The following is a 19394-nucleotide window of genomic DNA, read 5'->3' on the forward strand; positions in this document are numbered from 1 at the left end:
AATGACAGAGGTAACATTATCAATAAATTTGTGTAGTATGCGATTGTCGAATCCAACGGTGCTGGCTTCGGGAATACTGGGAACCACAAAGACATTATTAAAACGAGTGGCAGAAAGTGGAGCCGGTGCGGTAACGATTAAATCCGTAAGTAAGGATTCAAGGGAAGGCCATCATAATCCGACGGTTATTACCTACGAGGCGGGAATGTTAAATGCCGTAGGATATTCGAACCCTGGTGTTGAGGCCGCACGTATCGAATATTCGAACCTTAATGAAATAGGCGTTCCTGTAATTGCCAGTATTATTGGAACCTGTACGGATGATTTCATTGAGGTTGCAGAGGGGCTGTCAGCATCCGGGTTTTCCGCTATCGAAATACCGCTTTCTTGTCCTCATACTCCTGGTTTTGGCCTTCTGTCCGGACAGGGAACTCCAAAGGCTACCTACGAAATAACCTATGCGGTGAGACGAAAAACAAATGTGCCTATATTTGTGAAAATATCACCAAACGTGCCTGAAATCACCTCAATTGCAAAAGCAGCAGAGGATGCAGGGGCAAACGGCATTACCGCCGTGAATTCAATGGGTCCTGGAATGGTAATTAATATTGAATCAAAGAAACCTGTGTTAGGGTTTAAGGTCGGGGGCGTCACCGGGGACGCCTTGCGGCCGATTGCCGTACGTTGTGTGTATGACGTTTACCAGGCGGTGAAAATTCCAATTATCGGAGTAGGGGGCATATCCACAGGAAGGCACGCGATAGAGATGATGATGGCAGGGGCTTCGGCTGTTGGCATTGGAACCGGCGTTTACACAAGAGGAATTAATGTTTTCAGCAAGGTGTGCGCTGAAATGAAGCAGTGGATGATTGAAAACGGGTATAACACTATTAATGAGCTTGTAGGTGTTGCCCATGATTGAACAGCCAAAAATGGTAAAAATATACGATATCATAGATGAGACTCCAAACGTAAAAACGTTTTTCTTTGAGTATGCCGGACAGTATGAGCCGGGGCAGTTTATTATGGTTTGGGTTCCGCTAAATGACGAGAAACCATTTACTATTTCCTATATTGATGGAAATGTTGCCGGGATAACTGTATTAAAAAGAGGTGAATTTACAAAAACCTTGCATACAAAGAAAAAGGGAGATCAAATAGGTATCAGGGGGCCGTATGGCATGGGATATGGCTTGCCTGAAAACAATGCGGCTACGTGTATTGTAGGCGGTGGTATTGGAATGGCTTCTATTGCGTGTTTAGCGGATATGCAGAAAAATACGACAATCATTCAGGGGGCAAGGACTATGCCGGAATTGCTTTTTCAACATCGCTTCAGAGAGATGAAATTATGTACAGATGATGGTTCTTTTGGTTACAGAGGAACAACGGTTGATTTGTTGAGAGAATTAACAGGGCAACATAATTATAAAAAGATATATGCATGCGGTCCTGAAAAAATGTTGTACAAAATATTCGAATTATGCAATGAACGCCATATTGATTGTGAAGTATCAATTGAAAGATATATTAAATGTGGGTTTGGCATTTGCGGCCAATGCGACTGTAGTGGGCAGCGAATATGTATTGACGGACCGGTTTTTAACGCAGAGGCATTAGGAAAGATGCCCGATTTTGGAAAAACTGCAATCACAAAATCGGGGAGAAGGGTTTCTTTTTGAATCAGAGAAAGGAATTTCAGGCAACAGGATGAATTTTGTTGACATAAGAAAATAAATGTTGTAAGTTTGTAAGCTATTCGTTTTCCGACATATTATTTTGACAATGATATTTTGACCTGAAGCGCCCCCATCGTCTAGAGGCCCAGGATGCCAGGTTCTCAGCCTGGAGACAGGGGTTCAAATCCCCTTGGGGGTATATTATGAAGTTAACCAATAAAGAGGTCTTTGATGATAAAGTTCAAAAGGCCTCTTTACAGTTGCCTCCCCCGAATGTTTCAAATCTTCGTCATACGGCAAGCCTCTACCCTCACGCCTAAAAATAGTAATCTTCAAAAGATATTATTCGTTTGGTTGATTTTATCATGTTATGAATATCAATAAAAAAAGGTTAATTGTACTATTTTCAATAAATGTATTCATAATAGTCCATATTCTGCTGTGGTATAAATATGGATTTCAGAAGGTAGGAACCTTTAGCATGAATGGTATTGTCACCCTTTTAGGTTTTGGCCTGCTGAATTCCGCCGCCGCTTTTTTTATTATTATTGTATTAATAACAGTGTTTTTTGGAAGGGTATTCTGTGGATGGGGATGCCACTTTGCTTTTTTCCAGGAATTTGCTTTACGGGTGCTTAATAAGTGTGGAATAAATCCCTCAATTATTCATTCCAGAGCAAATATCATACAGTATGTATTTCTCCTGAAAACGATAACTGCCATTTTTGAATTCTGGTATATTTATGGCATTCCTCAGTTTCATATTAATATCAGTGATACGCAGGTTATGACGTCAGACCTCCCCCGAAGCCCTGCTATTATTGCATCCTTTCTCTTATTTGACGCCTTTCTCTTCATTTATCTTATGGGATCAAGGGCATTCTGCAGATACGTGTGCCCATGGGCTCCTCTGCTTGCACTATTTGAGAATATTAGTTTTTGGCGGATAAGGAAAATCAGGGAATGTACCGGATGTATGAATTGCACGAGAAATTGTATTATGGGAATAACGGTACACGAAGAGATTGCCAAGCATAGCGCGGTTGTCAATGCAAATTGTATACGCTGCCTTTCGTGTAAGGATGCATGTAAAAACGGGACATTAGGTTACAAATCCGGCATGAGCGCCTTGTCTTTGACCCGTAAGTTCAGATGGTTGATTCCTGAATCGGGCAATTATAGTATATACGTTGAGTTGTTTCTTGTCTTTTGCGGAATAATCACGGCATTTTATACACAAAAGTATCTTGGTAGTTTCCAAACGTTGCTTGGCGCTGTATGGGGATTATGTTTTGCCGTGATGATAGTAAAAATAGTTGAGAAGAAGCGTATAACAATAACAGAATTTACTCCGCAAAATAGAAGTTTTCTGGTATTGAGTTTGATGCTATTGTTAACGTTTGTATGGTGTTGGGGGACGATAACACCGCATGAAACACGCCTGTTAATGCGGGGCAATAGGTTTATGGGTGTAACGGAATATGACAAGGCAATTTTGACATATAGAGATGCAATGAATGAATATCCATCAAATAAACAAATACATACTGCGCTTGCTTTGGCATATAAAAACAACGGCAACTACAAAGAAGCAATAAATGAGTATAAGGCGTTGATTGCGGAAGACCTTGAAAATGCCGTTTTGCGAAATAATATAGGGACTGTTTACTACCGGAAAGGAGAGTATGATGAAGCGATAAAAGAATATAAAAAAGCTATTCTGTTTGATGAGAATCTCACTGCTGCTTATGGAAATATTGGTTTAATATTTTTAGAGAAGGGAAATATTGAAGAGGCTGTTTCTTATTTGAAAAAAGTATTTGCGACAGAGGATGAAGTTTATCAATATCTTTTAACTTATTATAGATCGAAAAAAGGTCAGATATAGGAGGAGAATTATGGCTGTTTATACGTGTGAAACGTGTGGTATGACGACAACGAACAAAGGGCATTTATGTAAACCTATCGAGATGCAAAGGGCGATAGCATGTTATTATTGCGGTGCGTTAACCAGCGACCCGCGCCATGTGTGTGCGCCTAAGCTTGTGACACTTAAATATGTATGTAATTCCTGCGGTCGCATTGCTTCCAAACGGGACCAACTCTGTAATCCTGCGCCATTAGCAAAAGAAAAGAAAAAAACAGGAACAACCGTTACAAAAAAAGCTGTAAAAACAAAACCACAAGCAAAATCACAACAACAACCAAAAGCAAAACCGAAAACACAATCAAAGGCAACTGCAAAACCAAGTGCAAAAAAGAAGAAATAAATAGTTACTATTCGGCGTAAACATTACACGACTCCCGGTGGGTTCAGGTTTGCAACCGTTTGCCTGAATTCCAGACGAAGCCTGAACCCACGAATGTAGTTTCCAGTGCAATTACGTTCCCAAACAGGAGTTTGGGTGCGAGCACGAAAGCAACGTTAACCAAATGCGTTTTAATGAATAAGTAATTGCCGGTTTTAATCCTGACAGGGCTTGAAAATCCTGTCAGGGTTACGGCATAGCTGAAAGTCATGACTAACGCCGGGGTATTTTACGGTATCTTCGCACTGAAGTGCGGAGTTAATGGAGGCAAAACTTGTCCCTCAATGAATTTCCCCTTCTACCTTCTACCAACTGCAACTACTACAACTTTTTGAGAAGTTACAAAACTCGTGTCCTTTTGAAGCGTCAAATGAATACAGACGTTCCGTTTCGCAGGAAAATGAGTTTAAATAGAGGATTGTTAATTTTAAGACAACGTTTTACCGCTTCCGTATAAATGGTTTTTTGGTGATGGTATTTGGGCGTGTATGTTGGAGAGGAAATATTCATGTTTATTTTTTCCGCATTACTGAATGCATCTTCTTCATGGCAGGTGTTTGTTAGAGCAGGGTTATCCTCAATCGATGAAGCGTAGTCTGTCTTATAATCGGCGATAATTATTTGATTTTCAAATTCATAAATAATATCAATTGTACCTCTCATTATTTGCCCTTCCCAATGCAGAAGTATTGGTATTTCACGTCCAAGTATCCTTGCATTCTTTAGTTCATTGTATGCCTTCGAATGAAAAAAAGCAGTAAGTATAGTAACAGCTTCTGTTTTTATAAGATGAATTATCGTGTGGTGAAGGCTTGCATTGGTGAAATGTATTGTGACTGAAGATGTTATCAAATCATAAAGTGCCTGCAACGTTCCCTGAAAGTCCCATTTCTCTAAAATCTGATGGCATAAAGAACCAATTGCAGCGGCATATTCCTGCTGTATTTCCGCAGAATCAATGTGTTTGTTGTGTGTGGGAGTTTCATAGTGCACTGGTGATATTTCTTCACTTAAAGCAGAAGGAGAAGTAAATAATGGTTTTTCTGTTTCTGCAAACATTGATTGTTTCCGGTCATTCCATATTCGGACAAATGAATTCCAGTCAATATCCCACGTTTTTTCTGCGGTTTTTGAAACAAAGCGTCTCGCGCCGGTATAGTTGAAATTTTCAAGAAATATTTCGCTATTTCCAAAAACTATTTTCCTGACATGGCCGGAAGGCGTTTCGGGTTCGTTGTTAAGCGATATGTCATACGCATCAGATAAAGATTTCATAATTAATCCAATATAAGATTTGTCGTTATCCTTTAATGCACCGGTGAGAATCAGCCGTTCCTTAGCCCTTGTCATGGCGACATACAAGACCCGTTTTTCTTCTTCCCACGTACGTTCATTTATTTTGTTTTCAAGAATGATGCTCTGCAGATTCCTCAGTTGTTGCTCCCCTTTGCCAAGTACTATTCCCGTGGTGGAGGTGTTCCAGTCAAATGCGACGGAATCCAGGGTCTCATTCTCCTTTTTTGCTTCACCGTGCAGATTGCCCAGAATTACAACAGGGAATTCCAACCCTTTTGATTTATGGATAGTAAGGATTTTTACCACATCTAGTGTCTCATCGGAAAGCGGGCTTTCTCCTTCTTCTCTTGCCTCATCGATGTATTTTTTCATATTGTTTATAAAATGTTTAAGTGAAATACCCTGAATTTGCTCCAACTTGCATGCTGTCCGGTAAAATTTCTTAAGGTTCGCAAGTTTTTGTTCTCCCTGCCATGCGCTTGCTGTTATGCCGGCAAAGCGGGGATCATTGATGATTTCTGAAATGAGGTGAGAGACGGGTATAATCCGCGAACGTACATTATATTTCCTGAGAAATGAGTAAAAGTCGCCTATAGTCGCGTCTATGTCAATGTTATCTGAAATTGTTTTGCGATAATCGAGAAGGTCATTTATCTTGAGGAGATATATTTCATTATCCGTCAAACCGGCGAAGGGCGAACGTAAGGTACCCACCAGGGCGATGGTATCATAAGGGTTTTCAATCGTCCGCAAAAGATTCATAAAATCAATAACTTCCTGGGTGGTATAAAAATATTTCTCCCCTTCTGCAATAAACGGTATGTCATGTTCTTTAAATGATTCAACATAGGGCCGTATCTGTGTAAATGAACGCAAAAGCAAGGCGATGTCTTTATATTTCAATTTGTAAGAGGTAGCAGCATCGGCAGACGTATCTCCTCCATTGTCGTAAAAGACATTATTTTTTATCCATTTTGCTATCCAATCCGCTTCAGCCTCTCTTGCCGCTTCTGCAGTCAGTTCTTCTCCATTTGTATCAGAAACACTGATAATTTCAATTCTTTGAAAGGGGTCTGACTGAATGCGTTTTGCATGAATAGGAATGTATTTGGGTTGTAACCCTTGTTGTTCGGTAATTATTTTTTCACCGAAAAGATCGTTTACTGCGTTTACAATACCGGAATGGCTTCTAAAATTTTCCAGCAGACTGAGAGGCGCTTCATTATTACAAATTTGTTTGACAACGTGTTCGTATGCTTCGATATCCGCCCTGCGAAAGGAGTAAATAGATTGTTTCGGGTCTCCAACGATAAAGAGTTTCCCGGGTTCAAGTGGAATACCGTGTATGGTGTCGCTGTGGTGGTTTACCATTTCGGAAAGAAAGAGGATGATATCGTATTGGATGGGATCTGTATCCTGAAATTCATCCACGAGGATTGCCGAAAAATTCTTTTTGAGCGATGTCCTTATAGAGCGATAAGCGTTGTTTTGCAGCAAATTTCTGGCAAGGGTAAGAAGCCCGTCAAATGAGATGTATCCCTGGGACAGATATGTTTGTCGAAAGGTTTTGCAAAATGGCAAAACAAGGTTTAGCGCCGTAGTAATGAAAGATTCGTCAACACGTTGCAATTTTCTTAAAAGAATACGGCATTTTTTAACAATGTCCTGCGCAACAAGTACATCTGCTTCCTCCCAACCGCTTTTCGCCTTAGAGATTGTTTTCCCGAAGTTATAATGTAAACTGCTTAAGTAATGAAAGCCTTGGGTTTTTAGTTCATTAAAAATAGTAAGAAATTCCTGTAGTTGTAATAAGAGTTTATTGTCCGGTTTCCCGCATTTTAGGAGAAGGGCGTTGATACTGTCGCAATAGGAATTTAATAAAACATCAAGAACTGCGGGATCGCCGGTTTTCTGTGTCAGCGTATCCAAGGGAATCGTAAAATCTGATAAACGTTTTGCAAACGACTTAATTGTTTCCAGCTCGGTTCTCGTTAGCACATTTTTCCATGTTACGGTATTTTTTGAGGTAAGCGACAATTCCAGTTCCAGCCAGTCAGACCATTCTTTCTCAAAAAGATCTTCGAATACAGACCCTTCATCAACGGTGAAACCTGGCGCTACTCCCGATTCTATCGGAAACATGCGTAAAATATATGCGGCAAAACTGTGAATTGTACAAATCATAGCCTTGTCCATATCTGCCAGAGATTGTACTGCCCGGCGTTCAATCTCACTGTATGTCGTGTGATAAGTGGTTTGCAAGTCGGAGATAAAATTATTGACTTGTGAGCTTTCTTCTGGTCTGCATATACCTTTCATTGCGGCCACGATTTTTTCCAGTTCCTCCATAAGACGGATTTTCATTTCACTTGCCGCCTTTTCTGTAAAGGTTAACGCAATAATTTTTAGAATAGGGCTTTCTTCGGATTGGAGGCTTTTATGTGCCAGAAGCAGGTGGAGTATCCTTTGTACGAGGATAGTTGTTTTCCCCGTTCCTGCACCGGCGGTAAGCACAATATTTTTGTGTTGTTCCGATACCGCTAACTCCCGTATTTTACGATCAATAGGTTCATACATTATCTGATTTTCCAGTGATAATTTAGTTTTTTGAAAAAGTGGGTTTGGGTTTGTTCTTTGCCTAGCGAAAAGATTGGGCTGCTTAAGCATTTAATTAAGTAGATTGAATATATCCAAATGATACAATATCGCTTTATAAGATGCAATGCAGCGCTCTATTTACTGTTTTATGCGGTGTTTTTAAAAGATTTTTTTAAAAAAAGTAACACTTTGTGATAATTTAGTTTTTTGAAAAAGTAGGGGCGAAGCATTTGCCCGTTTGGGTATGAATGCATTTATGACAATTTATAGCAAATGCTTCGCCACTACAATATGCGGCAAATACCGCGATTTTTTTAAAAAGATTATTTTACTAAGGAGAAAGAGAGAGGATGTGAGTATTTTAAACGAGTGTTTTTTCCTGATTTTAAAGCTCCTGGGTATTGTTTTGTTAAAGGCAATTTATCAGATAGAATCGGTAAATAAGGATTACATACCTCGTACCGGCCCGCTTATCGTTGCGGCAAATCATTTCAGCTATATGGACCCAATTGTGCTTCAGGCAATGTTTCCGAGGCGTATTTCGTTTTTAATGACCGAGTTGTATTATGAAGGGAAGTTGAAATGGTTTTTCAAGTTGTTACATTGTATTTGTGTGCGGCAGAGCGGACCAAATACTTCTTCAATAAGAGAGGGGTTAGGTGTGCTTAAAAAAAAAGGTGTTTTAGGGATTTTTCCGGAAGGCGGCGTTAGTAAGGAAGGAATATTGCAACCGGGAAACCCGGGCATAGGTTTCTTTGTGCTTAAAAGTGGCGCCCCGGTTGTGCCTGCATTCATAGCAGGTACATATGAAGCATTACCAAAAGGGGCAAAGATACCCAAAAGAACAAAAATTAAAATATACTTTGGACTACCCGTTACTTTTGAGAATGTGGGAATAGGGAAGGATGACAGGGAAAGAGTGGTTGAAATCACGAATGAAATCATGATGCAGATTAAAAATCTGTCTGTTTAGAGATTATTTGGAGAAAAGGCATAAACAAAAAGGGGTATTTCATTTTAAATGAAATACCCCTTTTTTAAATTACTTGCAAGGTAAAACGGTTATTCCTTAACTTTTACCTTTATTTTCACCTTACTGCTGCCGGCTTTGGCAGTGATCTTGGCTTTGCCTTTCGCATTTGCGGTAGCGGTAAAGGATGCATTGCCATTTTCGTCTGATGTTAGCTTGCTCGGAGAGATAGAAACACGTCGTTTTCCGGATGAATTCAGTTTTACCGTAATACTTTCTCCTTCAACCAGACAACCATCTTCTCCCGTTAATGTTAATGTTACTTCTGTGCTTTTTCCGACTTTGAGCTTTAACTTTTTTGGGTCTGCTTCAATGTCGTCTGTTTCGCATTCCCCGGGACCTTCAACTGCAGTCACGCCGAGATTCAAATCAATCGTTTTTGGCGTCCTGCTGCTCCTGTTCGTCCCATCGCCCAATTGACCATCTCCATTTAATCCCCACACATATATGTTGCCTTTTGAGGTGATTGCCAGGCTATGAGATTCTCCTGCTGCAACATATACGATGTCCGACAAACCGGTAACGTCAAGAGGTGCAGAACTGCTTCTCGTTGAACCGTCGCCAAGCTGTCCTTCATCGTTTAATCCCCAGGATTTTACTTTGCCATTTCGTATTGCAAGGCTGTGGTCACTTCCACAGGCAACTGCGGAAATTTTTGCAAGGTTTGTAACTTCTACGGGTGTGGTGCTGTTGGTATTCGTGCCATCACCTAATTGTCCTTCATCATTAAGTCCCCATGCCCATACCCTTCCGTCAATGCCGAGCGCCAAACTGAATGTGGCTCCTGCGCAAACTGCATCAATATCAGTCAATCCTTGAACTTGTACAGGATTTAAAACAGGATTGTCCGCGCTCTTTTCGCCATTGCCAATTTGCCCTTCATCATTTAATCCCCAGGCATAAACAAAGCCGTCTTCTGTTACGGCAAGACTATGAGCTTCTCCGGCAGAAATTCCTTTCATCAATGGTAGGCTGCTTATTTTAGTAGGAACGCTATTCTGGTCAGTATTGCCATTGCCGAGCTGCCCGTCACTGTTTGCACCCCATGTTAAAACAGAACCGTCAGATGATAAAGCAATACTGTATTCGCCTCCGGCAGAAATGGCAATTATATCGGTAAGGTTAGGTACGGGAACGGGAACATTACTGTTATTCTCCGTTGTTCCACCGCCAAGCTCTCCGTCACCGTTATAACCCCATGCCCAAACTCTGCCGAGTGAGTCAAGCGCCATACTATGATCTCCACCACAATCTACGGCAGTAATGGTAGTAAGAGCATTTATTTGAACAGCTACAGGGGTTGTTTGGCTGTCGTTTGTGCCATCGCCCAACTGCCCGTCTTCATTAAGTCCCCACGCCCATAACTTTCCTTCGGAGTCTAGTGCTAACGAATGAGACCATCCACCCGATATTTGAGGAGTTACAACACCAGGTGTAGGTGCTGGTTGAGGCTGGGTGCCTGTAGGCCGAGGCCGTGGAGAGAATCCCGGTTGAGGCTGAGTGCCAGTAGGCTGAGGCCGTGGAGAGAATCCCGGTTGAGGCTGAGTGCCAGTAGGCTGAGGTCGTGGAGAAAATCCCGGTTGAGGCTGTGTGCCAGTAGGCCTAGGCCTTGGAGAAAATCCTGGTTGCGGCTGAGTGCCAGTAGGCTGAGGCCTTGGAGAAAATCCTGGTTGAGGCTGAGTTCTTGTTGGCTGTGGCAATTGACCATAAGCGATATGATCGTTTATACATAAGAATGTCATTGTAAAAAGTAAAACAGATACTAAAGGTAGCCCTAAAAAGCGTTTTTTTATCATCAAATTCCCCTTTCCTTATGATAAATAAGCGGTAAAACAAAATAAAATAGCTAGTAATCAGTGGTAAATCTCTACTTTCTACTTTCTCCTTTCTTCTTGATAAAAGTGTTAGATGGATTGCCCATTTAAAAAAATTCTACGATATGTGACAAACATCCCTATTATCGGAATTTTTCGAAAAAAACTAAATTGCTACAAAAATTCACTATTCATACATGTAATTTAAAACAATAGTATAAATCGCGGGAAAATGTGTGCTAAGTTATCAAATAAAAGGACTTATTTCAAGTAATTTGAACCAGTAACGTTTTTGCCCTTATTGGTCATAAAAACGTTTTTGCAATTCTTTTTTATTATGAGCCCTCCATGAACTGTTGCTTGTGAAGGAGGATGAAATCCGTTACTTTATTTTATTCGGTCATTACGATTGTTTATTTTTTGCCAATAATTAACGAAGAGTTTGATTGCAGATCGGTGCGTGTGATTTTGTTACAACCAACTGTTTTCAGCCAGGAACGATACTCTGTCTCGCTATAAGACGCCCCTTCCTGTGTACCGATGAGCATATTAAGACTAAAAAGTGCGGCAAACTGAGGATGTGTTTTTGTTTCATCAAGAACAAATTCATGAATAATTAACGTGCCCTCATTTTGCAATGCCTTCCAGCATTTTTTGAGTATTGTTATATTATTCTCAGGGTTGTATATGTGTAATAAATTGGAAACGAGAATTGTGTCGTAACAATTAGTGCCAAAATCATCTTCAAGGCAGTTTCCCGCCTGTACTTTTATCCTTTCCTGTAACCCTGCGGCCTGAATAAAATCATGTGTTAATTTTGTTACGTGTTTCAGGTCAAAGATTACCGCGTGCAATTCAGGATATTTCTTTACAAATTCGATGGAATACGTGCCCGGGCCTCCGGCAATATCAAGCATATTTCTAGGGTTCTTTAAAGGTATTGTGGCGCATATATCGTGTGATTTTACCGATGCAATATTTTGCATTGCGGTAATAAAGACTTTTACATCATGCGGGTCTGCCTCTTCCGGCAAATCTTTTAACACGACCGCCTCTCCAGTTTTCACCGTTTGGGACAGCATAGTCCAGTTTTCAGCGATATTGTTAAAATGGTGGATGGCGTTACCCTGGTAAAAGGGTTTCCCTTTGATGAGATAGGAATTCGCTATTGGTGAATTTTGATAAAGCTTTTCCTGTTTCACAAGGAGATCGAGTGAAACAAGGGCGTCGAGTATCTTTTCCGTTGCCTTTGCATTTGCATTAATGCTATGCGCGAGTTCTTCTGCGGCTAAATGTTTATTGCCAATGGCGGTGAAGATATCTAATTCTATTGCGGTAAATAGTACTTGTGACTTCCAGTAGGCGGAGCTGAGTTGAAGTAAGTACTCAAATTGTAAATGATTTATTTCATTCATGAATCGTTCCTGTTTAAAATGGGGTAAAGGATAGTGATGAATTTATATTCATTTGGTCTCATGTAAGGCATTTGCATGCAACAGTAATGATTGAATATCGTTTATTATTTCCCTGTGTGTGGAATGAAAATATTCACCGTTGGGAACAATGGAGGCACTTTCGAATTTATGCAGGATATCTTCAAATGCGGTGATCAATGCGTCGTTTAATTTTTTTAATAAAGGATAATCAAAGCGGGTATCCGATAACATGTCGTTGCATTCAACAAAGGTATGAGGCAAGAGGGCTAAAATATCTTTGCATATGTTTGTAATAATTACGGAAAATGCATCCGCCTTTAAATCCTTTATTTTATAAAAGATTTCATAGGGTGAAAATGAGTCATCAAGTTTTGTCTGCGATTGCATCATTGATTGATATGCAGGCGTTCCCTGGAAAACTGTTTGCCTGTGGTGGAGCAAATGAGCGGTGACTGCTGGTGAAGTCATAATGCCTGTTTCTTTCAGAAATTCAAAATTATTGCGTATGCTTTGCATGGTAGCATGTGGTTCAAACATAATAAAACCAAAGGTTGGCTCTATTCCGTAATTTCTTAACAGACGAATAGCCTTTTTATTTTCCTCAGAAGTTGTGTGTTTTTTAAATCGTTTCAGAGAATTGTCATCGCCGCTTTCCAGACCAAGAAATACATTGGCAAGTCCTGCCATGACCAGTTTTTCTATTGTTTTTTCTTCAATATCGTTGACGCGGCATTCAAAGCCGAATCGGATATTTAAACCGTTTGCAAGAATAAGATCCGCAAGGGCAGACGCACGTTCACTTCCATATTTCCCGGGGCCAAAAAAGTTAGCATCTGAAAAATAGAAGTTTTCAATAGAGTATTTGGTGTGTAATTTGAAGATTTCATCAAATATATTATTTGCGCTTCTGCCGCGCCATAGGCTTGTTTGCTCATAAAAGGGATTCAGGTAGCAAAAGGCACAATGCCCGTAACATCCCCGGCTTCCTTGTATATACGTAACAATACCCTTTTTCTGACAGAGAGTAACATCCTGCCGGCAAGGATAGGGTAGCTGGTCTAAATTATGGATAGGAGGCCTGGGCGTAAAAACGACCCTCCCGTCTTTATCCTTGGAAGCAAGCCCGGCAATATTCATTCCATCAGGGAATACACTTCTTCTTACCTCATTCCCCGGATTCGCAAGGGGGGGGCAAGAGAGGGGGTTTCTCTTCTTTTTTAATAATGTATTGCTTCCCTGGATTTCCGTTGAAGTACGATTTTCCGATACAATACCTCTTGCAAGGTCAAGGGTTGTAAATTCAGGTTCGCCAACCGTCACAGAATCAACAAATGGATAATCAGTAAGAATATTTTTATAAGCAAACGTGGGAAAATAACCGTAGAGATTGATGTGTAAGGCTTCATTCGCCGTTTTCAGTGTTGAGAGCATATCAAATATATCCATGGTCCTTTCCCACAGATATACGGTATGGACACACAGAAGCTGTAATTGTTTGTTTGCGATGATATGTGTAATGGTTTCTTCTATTGACCAGTCATAAAGATGTGCATTGGCAACTTCGACCGTAAGCTTGTTTTCCCGTAAAACAGAGGCAATATATCCTGTAAACAGGCATGCTGATAACGGGGCATTCACTACTTCCTCACATCGGACTGAATTATTTAAACGTGGGTGTTCGAGCAAGACAATCGACAAGGCAATAGATCCTTTTGAAATTTGCAATAATTAACGAAACAACCCTGACAGGATTAATATACCAGGCATAATTATTGAGCAGGGCGTAAGAATAATATGTCGCTGTAGTGATAATTATGACTGATAGCAAAAAATCGTTATGCTTTTGACCTTCAGGTTCAAAATGCTGCAGTGGCAGCGCTTTTCTTGCGGCTTTTATTCAGGTCTTCTTCGTAGTATTTCATCACACCTTTGAGTGAACACAGACTGCCACACATTGTGCATGTATCCTCATCCATGGGAGGACGGCTATTGCGAATTTCCTGTGCACGTTCCTTGGTGATGGCTGTTTCGTATTGAGTCTTCCAGTCGAGGTCTCTGCGTGCAATACCCATTTTGAGGTCTAAGTTTTTCGCCTTGTCTTTTAGTTTTACCATATCACCTACGTGGGCGGCGATACGAGCGGCCATAACGCCTTCACGCACGTCGTCAGGTCCTGGAAGGGCAAGGTGTTCAGGCGGTGTAACGTAGCAAATGAAGTCTGCGCCGTAACGTGAAGATAAGGCAGCGCCAATGGCAGATGAAATGTGGTCATATCCGGGGGCTATATCGGTAGTAATAGGGCCAAGCATGTAGAAAGGGGCGTTGTTGCTGAGTCGTTTTTGTATCAAAACGTTTGCCTCGATCTCATCGATGGGGATGTGTCCAGGTCCTTCAACGATAATTTGAACCCCTTTGCTTTGGGCATATTCCGCAATTTCGGAATTGATAATAAGTTCCTGTATCTGTGCGCGGTCAGTACTGTCATGAACTGCTCCTGCCCGTAAGCCATTTCCAAGGCTGAGAATAACGTCGTGTTTTTTCATAATATCAATAAGACGGTCGATCTGTTCATAGAGGGGATTCTCTTTTTTATTATGATTCATCCATGCGGTCAGAAACGAACCGCCGCGGCTCACCAGGCCGCCATAACGATAACCTTGCCTTCTTAATCGCTCTAAGGTGATTAAATTAATGCCGCAGTGGATAGCCATAAAACCAATACCCTCTTCCGCCTGCTGTTCTATAACATCAAAGAGGAAATCAGCCTCCATGTGTACTACAGAACCCTTTTTCTTATTGGTTTCTATTGCCGCCTGGTAAAGGGGCACGGTACCTACTGTAAGAGAAATGGAGTCCAACACCCGTTTTCTGATTTTGACCAAGTCACCGCCTGTTGAAAGCTCCATCAGTGTATCCGCACCGTATTTTTCAGCGGTTTGCGCCTTTTTCACTTCCATCTCGGCGTCAATAATATCGGGGGAAGTGCCGATGCTGGCATTTACCTTTGTTTTGAGTCCCTTGCCGATGCCAATCACACGCGCCTTTCTGTTCGGATTTCCATAAATAACGATCTGTCCTTTTGCAATGCCTTCTCGGATAAATTCCGGGGTGACGTCGTCATATACAGCAGCCTCTTTCATGGCTTCCGTTATAACACCATCGCGTGCAAGTTCTAACTGAGTTTTCATCTATTTTTACTCCAAATTAATTAAGCCTTTAAAAACTTTCTCAAACTAAAAACCACCGTTTTCTAGTATAGCGTTTCATTAAAATATCTACATTGATACCGTCATTGCTAGCGACAGCGAAGCAATCTTAAGTTTTTTGGGAACAAGAGATTGCTTCGTCACTCCACTACTCGCAATGACATTTTTTTACGTACACATTTTAACGAAACGATGTACTAGTATTTATTTGGGTGCATTCCCGATTGTTTGTAAGCGTTCATGGAGTCGGGGCAAAAACAACCCTGACAGGGTTTGAAACCCTGTCAGGGTTAACACTACTGCAACGTTTCATTAAAACATGGCGGAAATCACAAAAAATCGGGAATACACCCTATTTATTTCACCATTGCTCACCTGGATTCCAACATAAAAAACAAGGAGTTGGCGGATAGTCATACAGAGTGCTATTCCCCGAATAAACTCATGGGTTGCAAAACAGAACACGTTGGAAATATCTCGTTGATTTTACAGCGATTATTATGTGTTTGCCCTGGCCTGATGTACTTCCCCGAAATTCATCAAATCCATCATGTCATCTCTGATTGCCATTGCAAAAATGTTTTTCTTTGTGAGGTATGCAATTACTTCATCTGGTAAATAAAGGGATGCAAAAACAGGAATGATCTTTTTGTTTATATATTCTGGAAAGTACTCGTACACTTCCTTTAAAGTTTCCGCAAAATCATCTATGTACTGTATTCTGGGAGTGGATTTTACTTCTACAAGAATAATTTTGGTATCATACACTGCAATTACGTCAAACTCTCTTCTCTTGCTCTTCGTTTTTGGCTTTCTTTTAAATCTTCTGACCATGAAATCTTCTTCGCTGCCTTCCTCACAGCAGAAATACCGCATGGCGATTTCCCCAACGTTTGGGGCTACAAAATCCTCTGCCAACGTGCCCATTTTGTTGGTGATTTCTCCCCATTGTTTAAATGCCCTTGCCCTGTCTTTCCGCATCTCCTCCTTGAATTCAGTCATTTCGTTTTTGGAGTTTTCTCTGTCCTGTTGCATCTCTTCCCTGAATTCTTTTATTTCAATTTTAGAGTTTTCTCTATCATGTTGCATTTCGTCTCTGAAATTCCGCATCTCATTTTTGAAGTTTTCCCTGTCTTGTTGCATCTCCTCCCTGAATACCTTCATTTCGATTTTGGAGTTTTCCCTGTCCTGCTGCATCTCCTCTCTGAATATCTTCATTTCAATTTTAGAGTTTTCTCTATCCCGTTGCATTTCGTCCCTGAAACTCCGCATCTCCTCCCTGAATACCTTCATTTCGATTTTGGAGTTTTCCCTGTCCCGTTGCATTTCGTCCTTAAACTCACGGATTTCCCTCTCCGTCTGCATTTGTGCATTGCCAACGTTCCTGATGAACTCTGCGAGTATTTGTTCCAGGTTATCAACCCTTTCACCTACGGGCGGCATGATAATTCCTCCACAAAAAGCTACAAAAATGCGGCAAACAATGGCGTTTCATATTATAATGTTTTTGTCTACATTATCACTAAAAATTTTTAATACGGTTTCTTTATGGTAATTTTCAACATCAAGCCGTTTATCAAAGGGTATGGTGCCAAGTACAGGTACATTTGTAAATCTTTTGATCTCTTTCACCGTATAGTTTTTCAGGCAGTCATTGGTATCCGCATGGTCGTTAAAGATTATTCCTTTTATGTTTACGCCATGTTCACGGGCATATGACAGGGTGAGAAGGGTATGGTTTATTGTTCCGAGAGAGAGCCGGCTGACAACTATCAGGGGGAGTTTAAATTCGCGGGCTAAATCAATGATAAAATAGTGTTCATTTACAGGGACAAGCAAACCGCCTACACCTTCGACAATCATAAAATCGTGCCGTTTACAGAGGATATCAAAGGCATGTCTGATTTTTTCCAGGTCTATTGTGGTATTATTTAATTGAGCCGCAATTGTGGGCGCAATGGGTTGTTCAAAACATATGGGGTTGATGAGTTCATAGTCGTCATCAATTTCCGCTGCTGACATAAGAAATAGCGCGTCGTCCGATACCAACCTATTGTTATGGTATTTGCCTCCTGTAGCAACAGGCTTCATAACTCCCACATTGCAACCGCTGTTTTTCAAAAGAGCGGCCAGCCCTCCCGCAACAATGCTCTTGCCGACACCTGTATCTGTTCCTGTCACAAAGCATCCTGCAGTCACAACCATTTCTCCTTAATTAATAACAATTCTTTTTTACACTTTTTCCGTAACCGTCCGTATAGACTCGTAAATAACGCCAAGTAATCTGTCCAATTCAGCAGTGGTAATAATCAACGGCGGCATGATGACAATGATATGGCCTAATGGACGTATTAATACCCCCTGTTTCTTTGCCTCAAGACAGATTTGTATTCCTATGCGTTCAACCCATGAATAAGGTTCTTTTGTTTTCGTATCTTTTACTAATTCAATTGCGGCGATTAAACCACACTGCCGTATTTCACCGACATGTTTTAATACCTTGAAAGATGATAACTTCTCTTTCAGGTGCTTTATTTTCGGCTGTAAATTTTCCAGAATGTTTTCTTTTTCGAAGAGGTGTATACTTGCCAGGGACGCTGCACATCCGAGGGGATGCCCTGTATAGGTATGTCCATGAAAGAAGGTTTTCAAATGGGTATATTCTCCTAAAAAGGCGTCATATATTTCCTGCGTTGCAAGCGTAGCCGCCAGAGGCATATATCCGCCATTAATCCCTTTTGACAGAGGCATAAGGTCGGGGACGACACATTCGTGTTCGCAGGCAAACATTTTTCCCGTTCGTCCAAATCCCGTCATTACCTCATCCAGAATAAGTAGTACATCGTATTGCTTACATAGTTTGCTGACTCCTGCCAGATAGCCCTTTGGATGCATTAACATACCGCCTACACCCTGTACAAGGGGTTCCATAATCATTGCAGCGACATTATCCGCATGTTCCTGTAAAATCTTTTCCAGTGTACCGAGACATTCCATGCTGCAATCTTCCGGAATTTTATTTAATGGACAGCGATAACAATAAGGAGAAGGTGCAAAATGTGTTTTAAAATAAAGGGGGCTAAATACTTTATGGTATATATCAATCCCGCCCACCGCCATCGTGCCTATAGTGTCTCCATGATACCCATACTGTAATGCAATGAATTGTGTTTTATCTCTTCTGCCTTTATGCTGCCAATATTGAAAGGCCATTTTCAGGGCAACTTCATTTGCGGTGGAGCCATTGTCAGAGTAAAACACTTTGCTTAAACCGTTTGGTACGATTTCGATAAGTTTTTTACCAAGTTCTGAAGCGGGGATATTGGTAGGGCCTAAAAAGGTGCTGTGCGCGATTTTGTCAAGCTGTGCCTTTATGGCGTCATCGATTTCTTTTTTGCGATGGCCGTGAAGATTACACCACATAGAGGAAACCCCGTCAATGTATTCGTTGCCATCAATATCTTTCAGGTAAATCCCCTTTCCTTCCGCAATAACAAGAGGGGTTTCCTTCACGTACTCCTGCATTTGGGTAAAAGGATGCCAGAGGTAGGTCTTGTCCCATGTCTGCAATTGTTCCTTACGAATCTCTTCAAACATTATTCCACGTATCTCCTTCTTGCCATATTTCAAAATTGCCTATTTACTAAAAAGTAGTAATACATTAGTTTTTTGAAAAATTCCAATAATCGTAACACTTTAGTCCTATGAAAAAAAATCGCTCGTTCCCAAGCTCCGCAGACTGGGTCAAATGAACTTTGTTGTCTCAAAAGTGGGGGCAACTCCTCGCATTATGCCTGTTTTAGACCCTATTTAGTGCTGTTTTACCATTAAAGTGGAGAATGCCTGTCGTAAAATAGGATAAAATTTTTCATTTGACCCAGTCTGTCCGGCTTGGGAACGGGATTGTTTGCGAAGCTCCAGCTTCGAATGGAAAAGGGAATGAACCCATGATGTCAGCCTGGAGGTTTTTCTGGGGTGTATTCCCGATTTTTTGTGATTTCCGCCATGTTTTAATGAAACGTTGCA

Annotated in this window: 14 protein-coding genes and 1 tRNA gene; 6 read left to right on the forward strand and 9 right to left on the reverse strand. The window is 41.0% G+C overall.

Annotation, left to right across the window (positions count from 1 at the left end; genetic code table 11):
* The first annotated feature begins 1 nt into the window (after window position 1).
* From QZT26_RS04320 to QZT26_RS04340, 5 genes are all read left to right on the forward strand, one after another.
* Window positions 2–922: a dihydroorotate dehydrogenase gene (locus QZT26_RS04320; RefSeq protein ID WP_099323827.1), complete on the forward strand. Its 921-nt coding sequence runs from the start codon at window positions 2–4 to the stop codon at window positions 920–922.
* The gene (locus tag QZT26_RS04325; protein ID WP_099323826.1) at window positions 915–1682 is read left to right on the forward strand and encodes a dihydroorotate dehydrogenase electron transfer subunit; all 768 of its coding nucleotides are present in this window, start codon (window positions 915–917) and stop codon (window positions 1680–1682) included. Before QZT26_RS04320 ends, QZT26_RS04325 begins: the two co-directional genes overlap by 8 nt.
* Before the next feature lie 123 nt (window positions 1683–1805).
* A tRNA-Glu gene (locus tag QZT26_RS04330) sits at window positions 1806–1878 on the forward strand.
* A gap of 282 nt (window positions 1879–2160) precedes the next feature.
* Window positions 2161–3567, forward strand: coding sequence for a tetratricopeptide repeat protein (locus tag QZT26_RS04335; RefSeq protein ID WP_295100908.1), 1407 nt, complete (start codon window positions 2161–2163; stop codon window positions 3565–3567).
* A 10-nt stretch (window positions 3568–3577) separates the two neighbouring features.
* Window positions 3578–3949 carry a hypothetical protein gene (locus tag QZT26_RS04340; protein WP_099323824.1) on the forward strand — a complete coding sequence of 124 codons (372 nt, stop codon included), beginning with the start codon at window positions 3578–3580 and terminating at the stop codon, window positions 3947–3949.
* Between the two features lie 405 nt (window positions 3950–4354).
* Here QZT26_RS04340 and QZT26_RS04345 read toward each other — a convergent pair whose 3' ends face one another.
* Window positions 4355–7861 carry a UvrD-helicase domain-containing protein gene (locus QZT26_RS04345; protein WP_169702854.1) on the reverse strand — a complete coding sequence of 1169 codons (3507 nt, stop codon included), beginning with the start codon at window positions 7859–7861 and terminating at the stop codon, window positions 4355–4357.
* Window positions 7862–8234: 373 nt separating this feature from the next.
* Here QZT26_RS04345 and QZT26_RS04350 point away from each other — a divergent pair, with 373 nt between their 5' ends.
* Window positions 8235–8855: a lysophospholipid acyltransferase family protein gene (locus QZT26_RS04350; protein WP_164995150.1), complete on the forward strand. Its 621-nt coding sequence runs from the start codon at window positions 8235–8237 to the stop codon at window positions 8853–8855.
* Window positions 8856–8944: 89 nt separating this feature from the next.
* Here the strand turns inward: QZT26_RS04350 and QZT26_RS04355 are convergent, their stop codons facing one another.
* The 8 genes from QZT26_RS04355 to QZT26_RS04390 form a co-directional block, all read right to left on the reverse strand.
* Window positions 8945–10708: a hypothetical protein gene (locus QZT26_RS04355; RefSeq protein WP_295100915.1), complete on the reverse strand. Its 1764-nt coding sequence runs from the start codon at window positions 10706–10708 to the stop codon at window positions 8945–8947.
* Window positions 10709–11139: 431 nt separating this feature from the next.
* The gene (locus QZT26_RS04360) at window positions 11140–12141 is read right to left on the reverse strand and encodes a methyltransferase (protein ID WP_164995148.1); all 1002 of its coding nucleotides are present in this window, start codon (window positions 12139–12141) and stop codon (window positions 11140–11142) included.
* Between the two features lie 48 nt (window positions 12142–12189).
* The gene (locus QZT26_RS04365; protein ID WP_169702855.1) at window positions 12190–13800 is read right to left on the reverse strand and encodes a B12-binding domain-containing radical SAM protein; all 1611 of its coding nucleotides are present in this window, start codon (window positions 13798–13800) and stop codon (window positions 12190–12192) included.
* A gap of 218 nt (window positions 13801–14018) precedes the next feature.
* The gene (gene thiC / locus QZT26_RS04370; protein WP_099323817.1) at window positions 14019–15350 is read right to left on the reverse strand and encodes a phosphomethylpyrimidine synthase ThiC; all 1332 of its coding nucleotides are present in this window, start codon (window positions 15348–15350) and stop codon (window positions 14019–14021) included.
* 516 nt (window positions 15351–15866) lie between these two features.
* A complete protein-coding gene (locus QZT26_RS04375; RefSeq protein WP_169702856.1) occupies window positions 15867–16811 on the reverse strand; it encodes a hypothetical protein in 945 nt (314 codons plus the stop codon).
* A 48-nt stretch (window positions 16812–16859) separates the two neighbouring features.
* Complete coding sequence (bioD, locus tag QZT26_RS04380) at window positions 16860–17549, reverse strand: dethiobiotin synthase (protein ID WP_230409888.1); 690 nt, start codon at window positions 17547–17549, stop codon at window positions 16860–16862.
* A 51-nt stretch (window positions 17550–17600) separates the two neighbouring features.
* Window positions 17601–18965 carry an adenosylmethionine--8-amino-7-oxononanoate transaminase gene (gene bioA, locus QZT26_RS04385; RefSeq protein ID WP_099323815.1) on the reverse strand — a complete coding sequence of 455 codons (1365 nt, stop codon included), beginning with the start codon at window positions 18963–18965 and terminating at the stop codon, window positions 17601–17603.
* 213 nt (window positions 18966–19178) lie between these two features.
* Window positions 19179–19394: hypothetical protein (locus QZT26_RS04390; RefSeq protein ID WP_295100928.1), on the reverse strand; the 216-nt coding region annotated here is incomplete at its 5' end.

It is taken from the genome of uncultured Candidatus Kuenenia sp. (genome assembly GCF_900696675.1).
GTDB classification, from domain to species: domain Bacteria; phylum Planctomycetota; class Brocadiia; order Brocadiales; family Brocadiaceae; genus Kuenenia; species Kuenenia stuttgartiensis_A.

What these genes read in the sequence shown, in the direction of transcription:
- QZT26_RS04320 (WP_099323827.1), top strand. Translation starts at nt 2, where the DNA reads ATGACAGAGGTAACATTATCAATAAATTTGTGTAGTATGCGATTGTCG.
- QZT26_RS04325 (WP_099323826.1), top strand. Translation starts at nt 915, where the DNA reads ATGATTGAACAGCCAAAAATGGTAAAAATATACGATATCATAGATGAG.
- QZT26_RS04335 (WP_295100908.1), top strand. Translation starts at nt 2,161, where the DNA reads ATGAATGGTATTGTCACCCTTTTAGGTTTTGGCCTGCTGAATTCCGCC.
- QZT26_RS04340 (WP_099323824.1), top strand. Translation starts at nt 3,578, where the DNA reads ATGGCTGTTTATACGTGTGAAACGTGTGGTATGACGACAACGAACAAA.
- QZT26_RS04345 (WP_169702854.1), bottom strand. Translation starts at nt 7,861, where the DNA reads ATGTATGAACCTATTGATCGTAAAATACGGGAGTTAGCGGTATCGGAA.
- QZT26_RS04355 (WP_295100915.1), bottom strand. Translation starts at nt 10,708, where the DNA reads ATGATAAAAAAACGCTTTTTAGGGCTACCTTTAGTATCTGTTTTACTT.
- QZT26_RS04360 (WP_164995148.1), bottom strand. Translation starts at nt 12,141, where the DNA reads ATGAATGAAATAAATCATTTACAATTTGAGTACTTACTTCAACTCAGC.
- thiC (WP_099323817.1), bottom strand. Translation starts at nt 15,350, where the DNA reads ATGAAAACTCAGTTAGAACTTGCACGCGATGGTGTTATAACGGAAGCC.
- QZT26_RS04375 (WP_169702856.1), bottom strand. Translation starts at nt 16,811, where the DNA reads ATGCCGCCCGTAGGTGAAAGGGTTGATAACCTGGAACAAATACTCGCA.
- bioA (WP_099323815.1), bottom strand. Translation starts at nt 18,965, where the DNA reads ATGTTTGAAGAGATTCGTAAGGAACAATTGCAGACATGGGACAAGACC.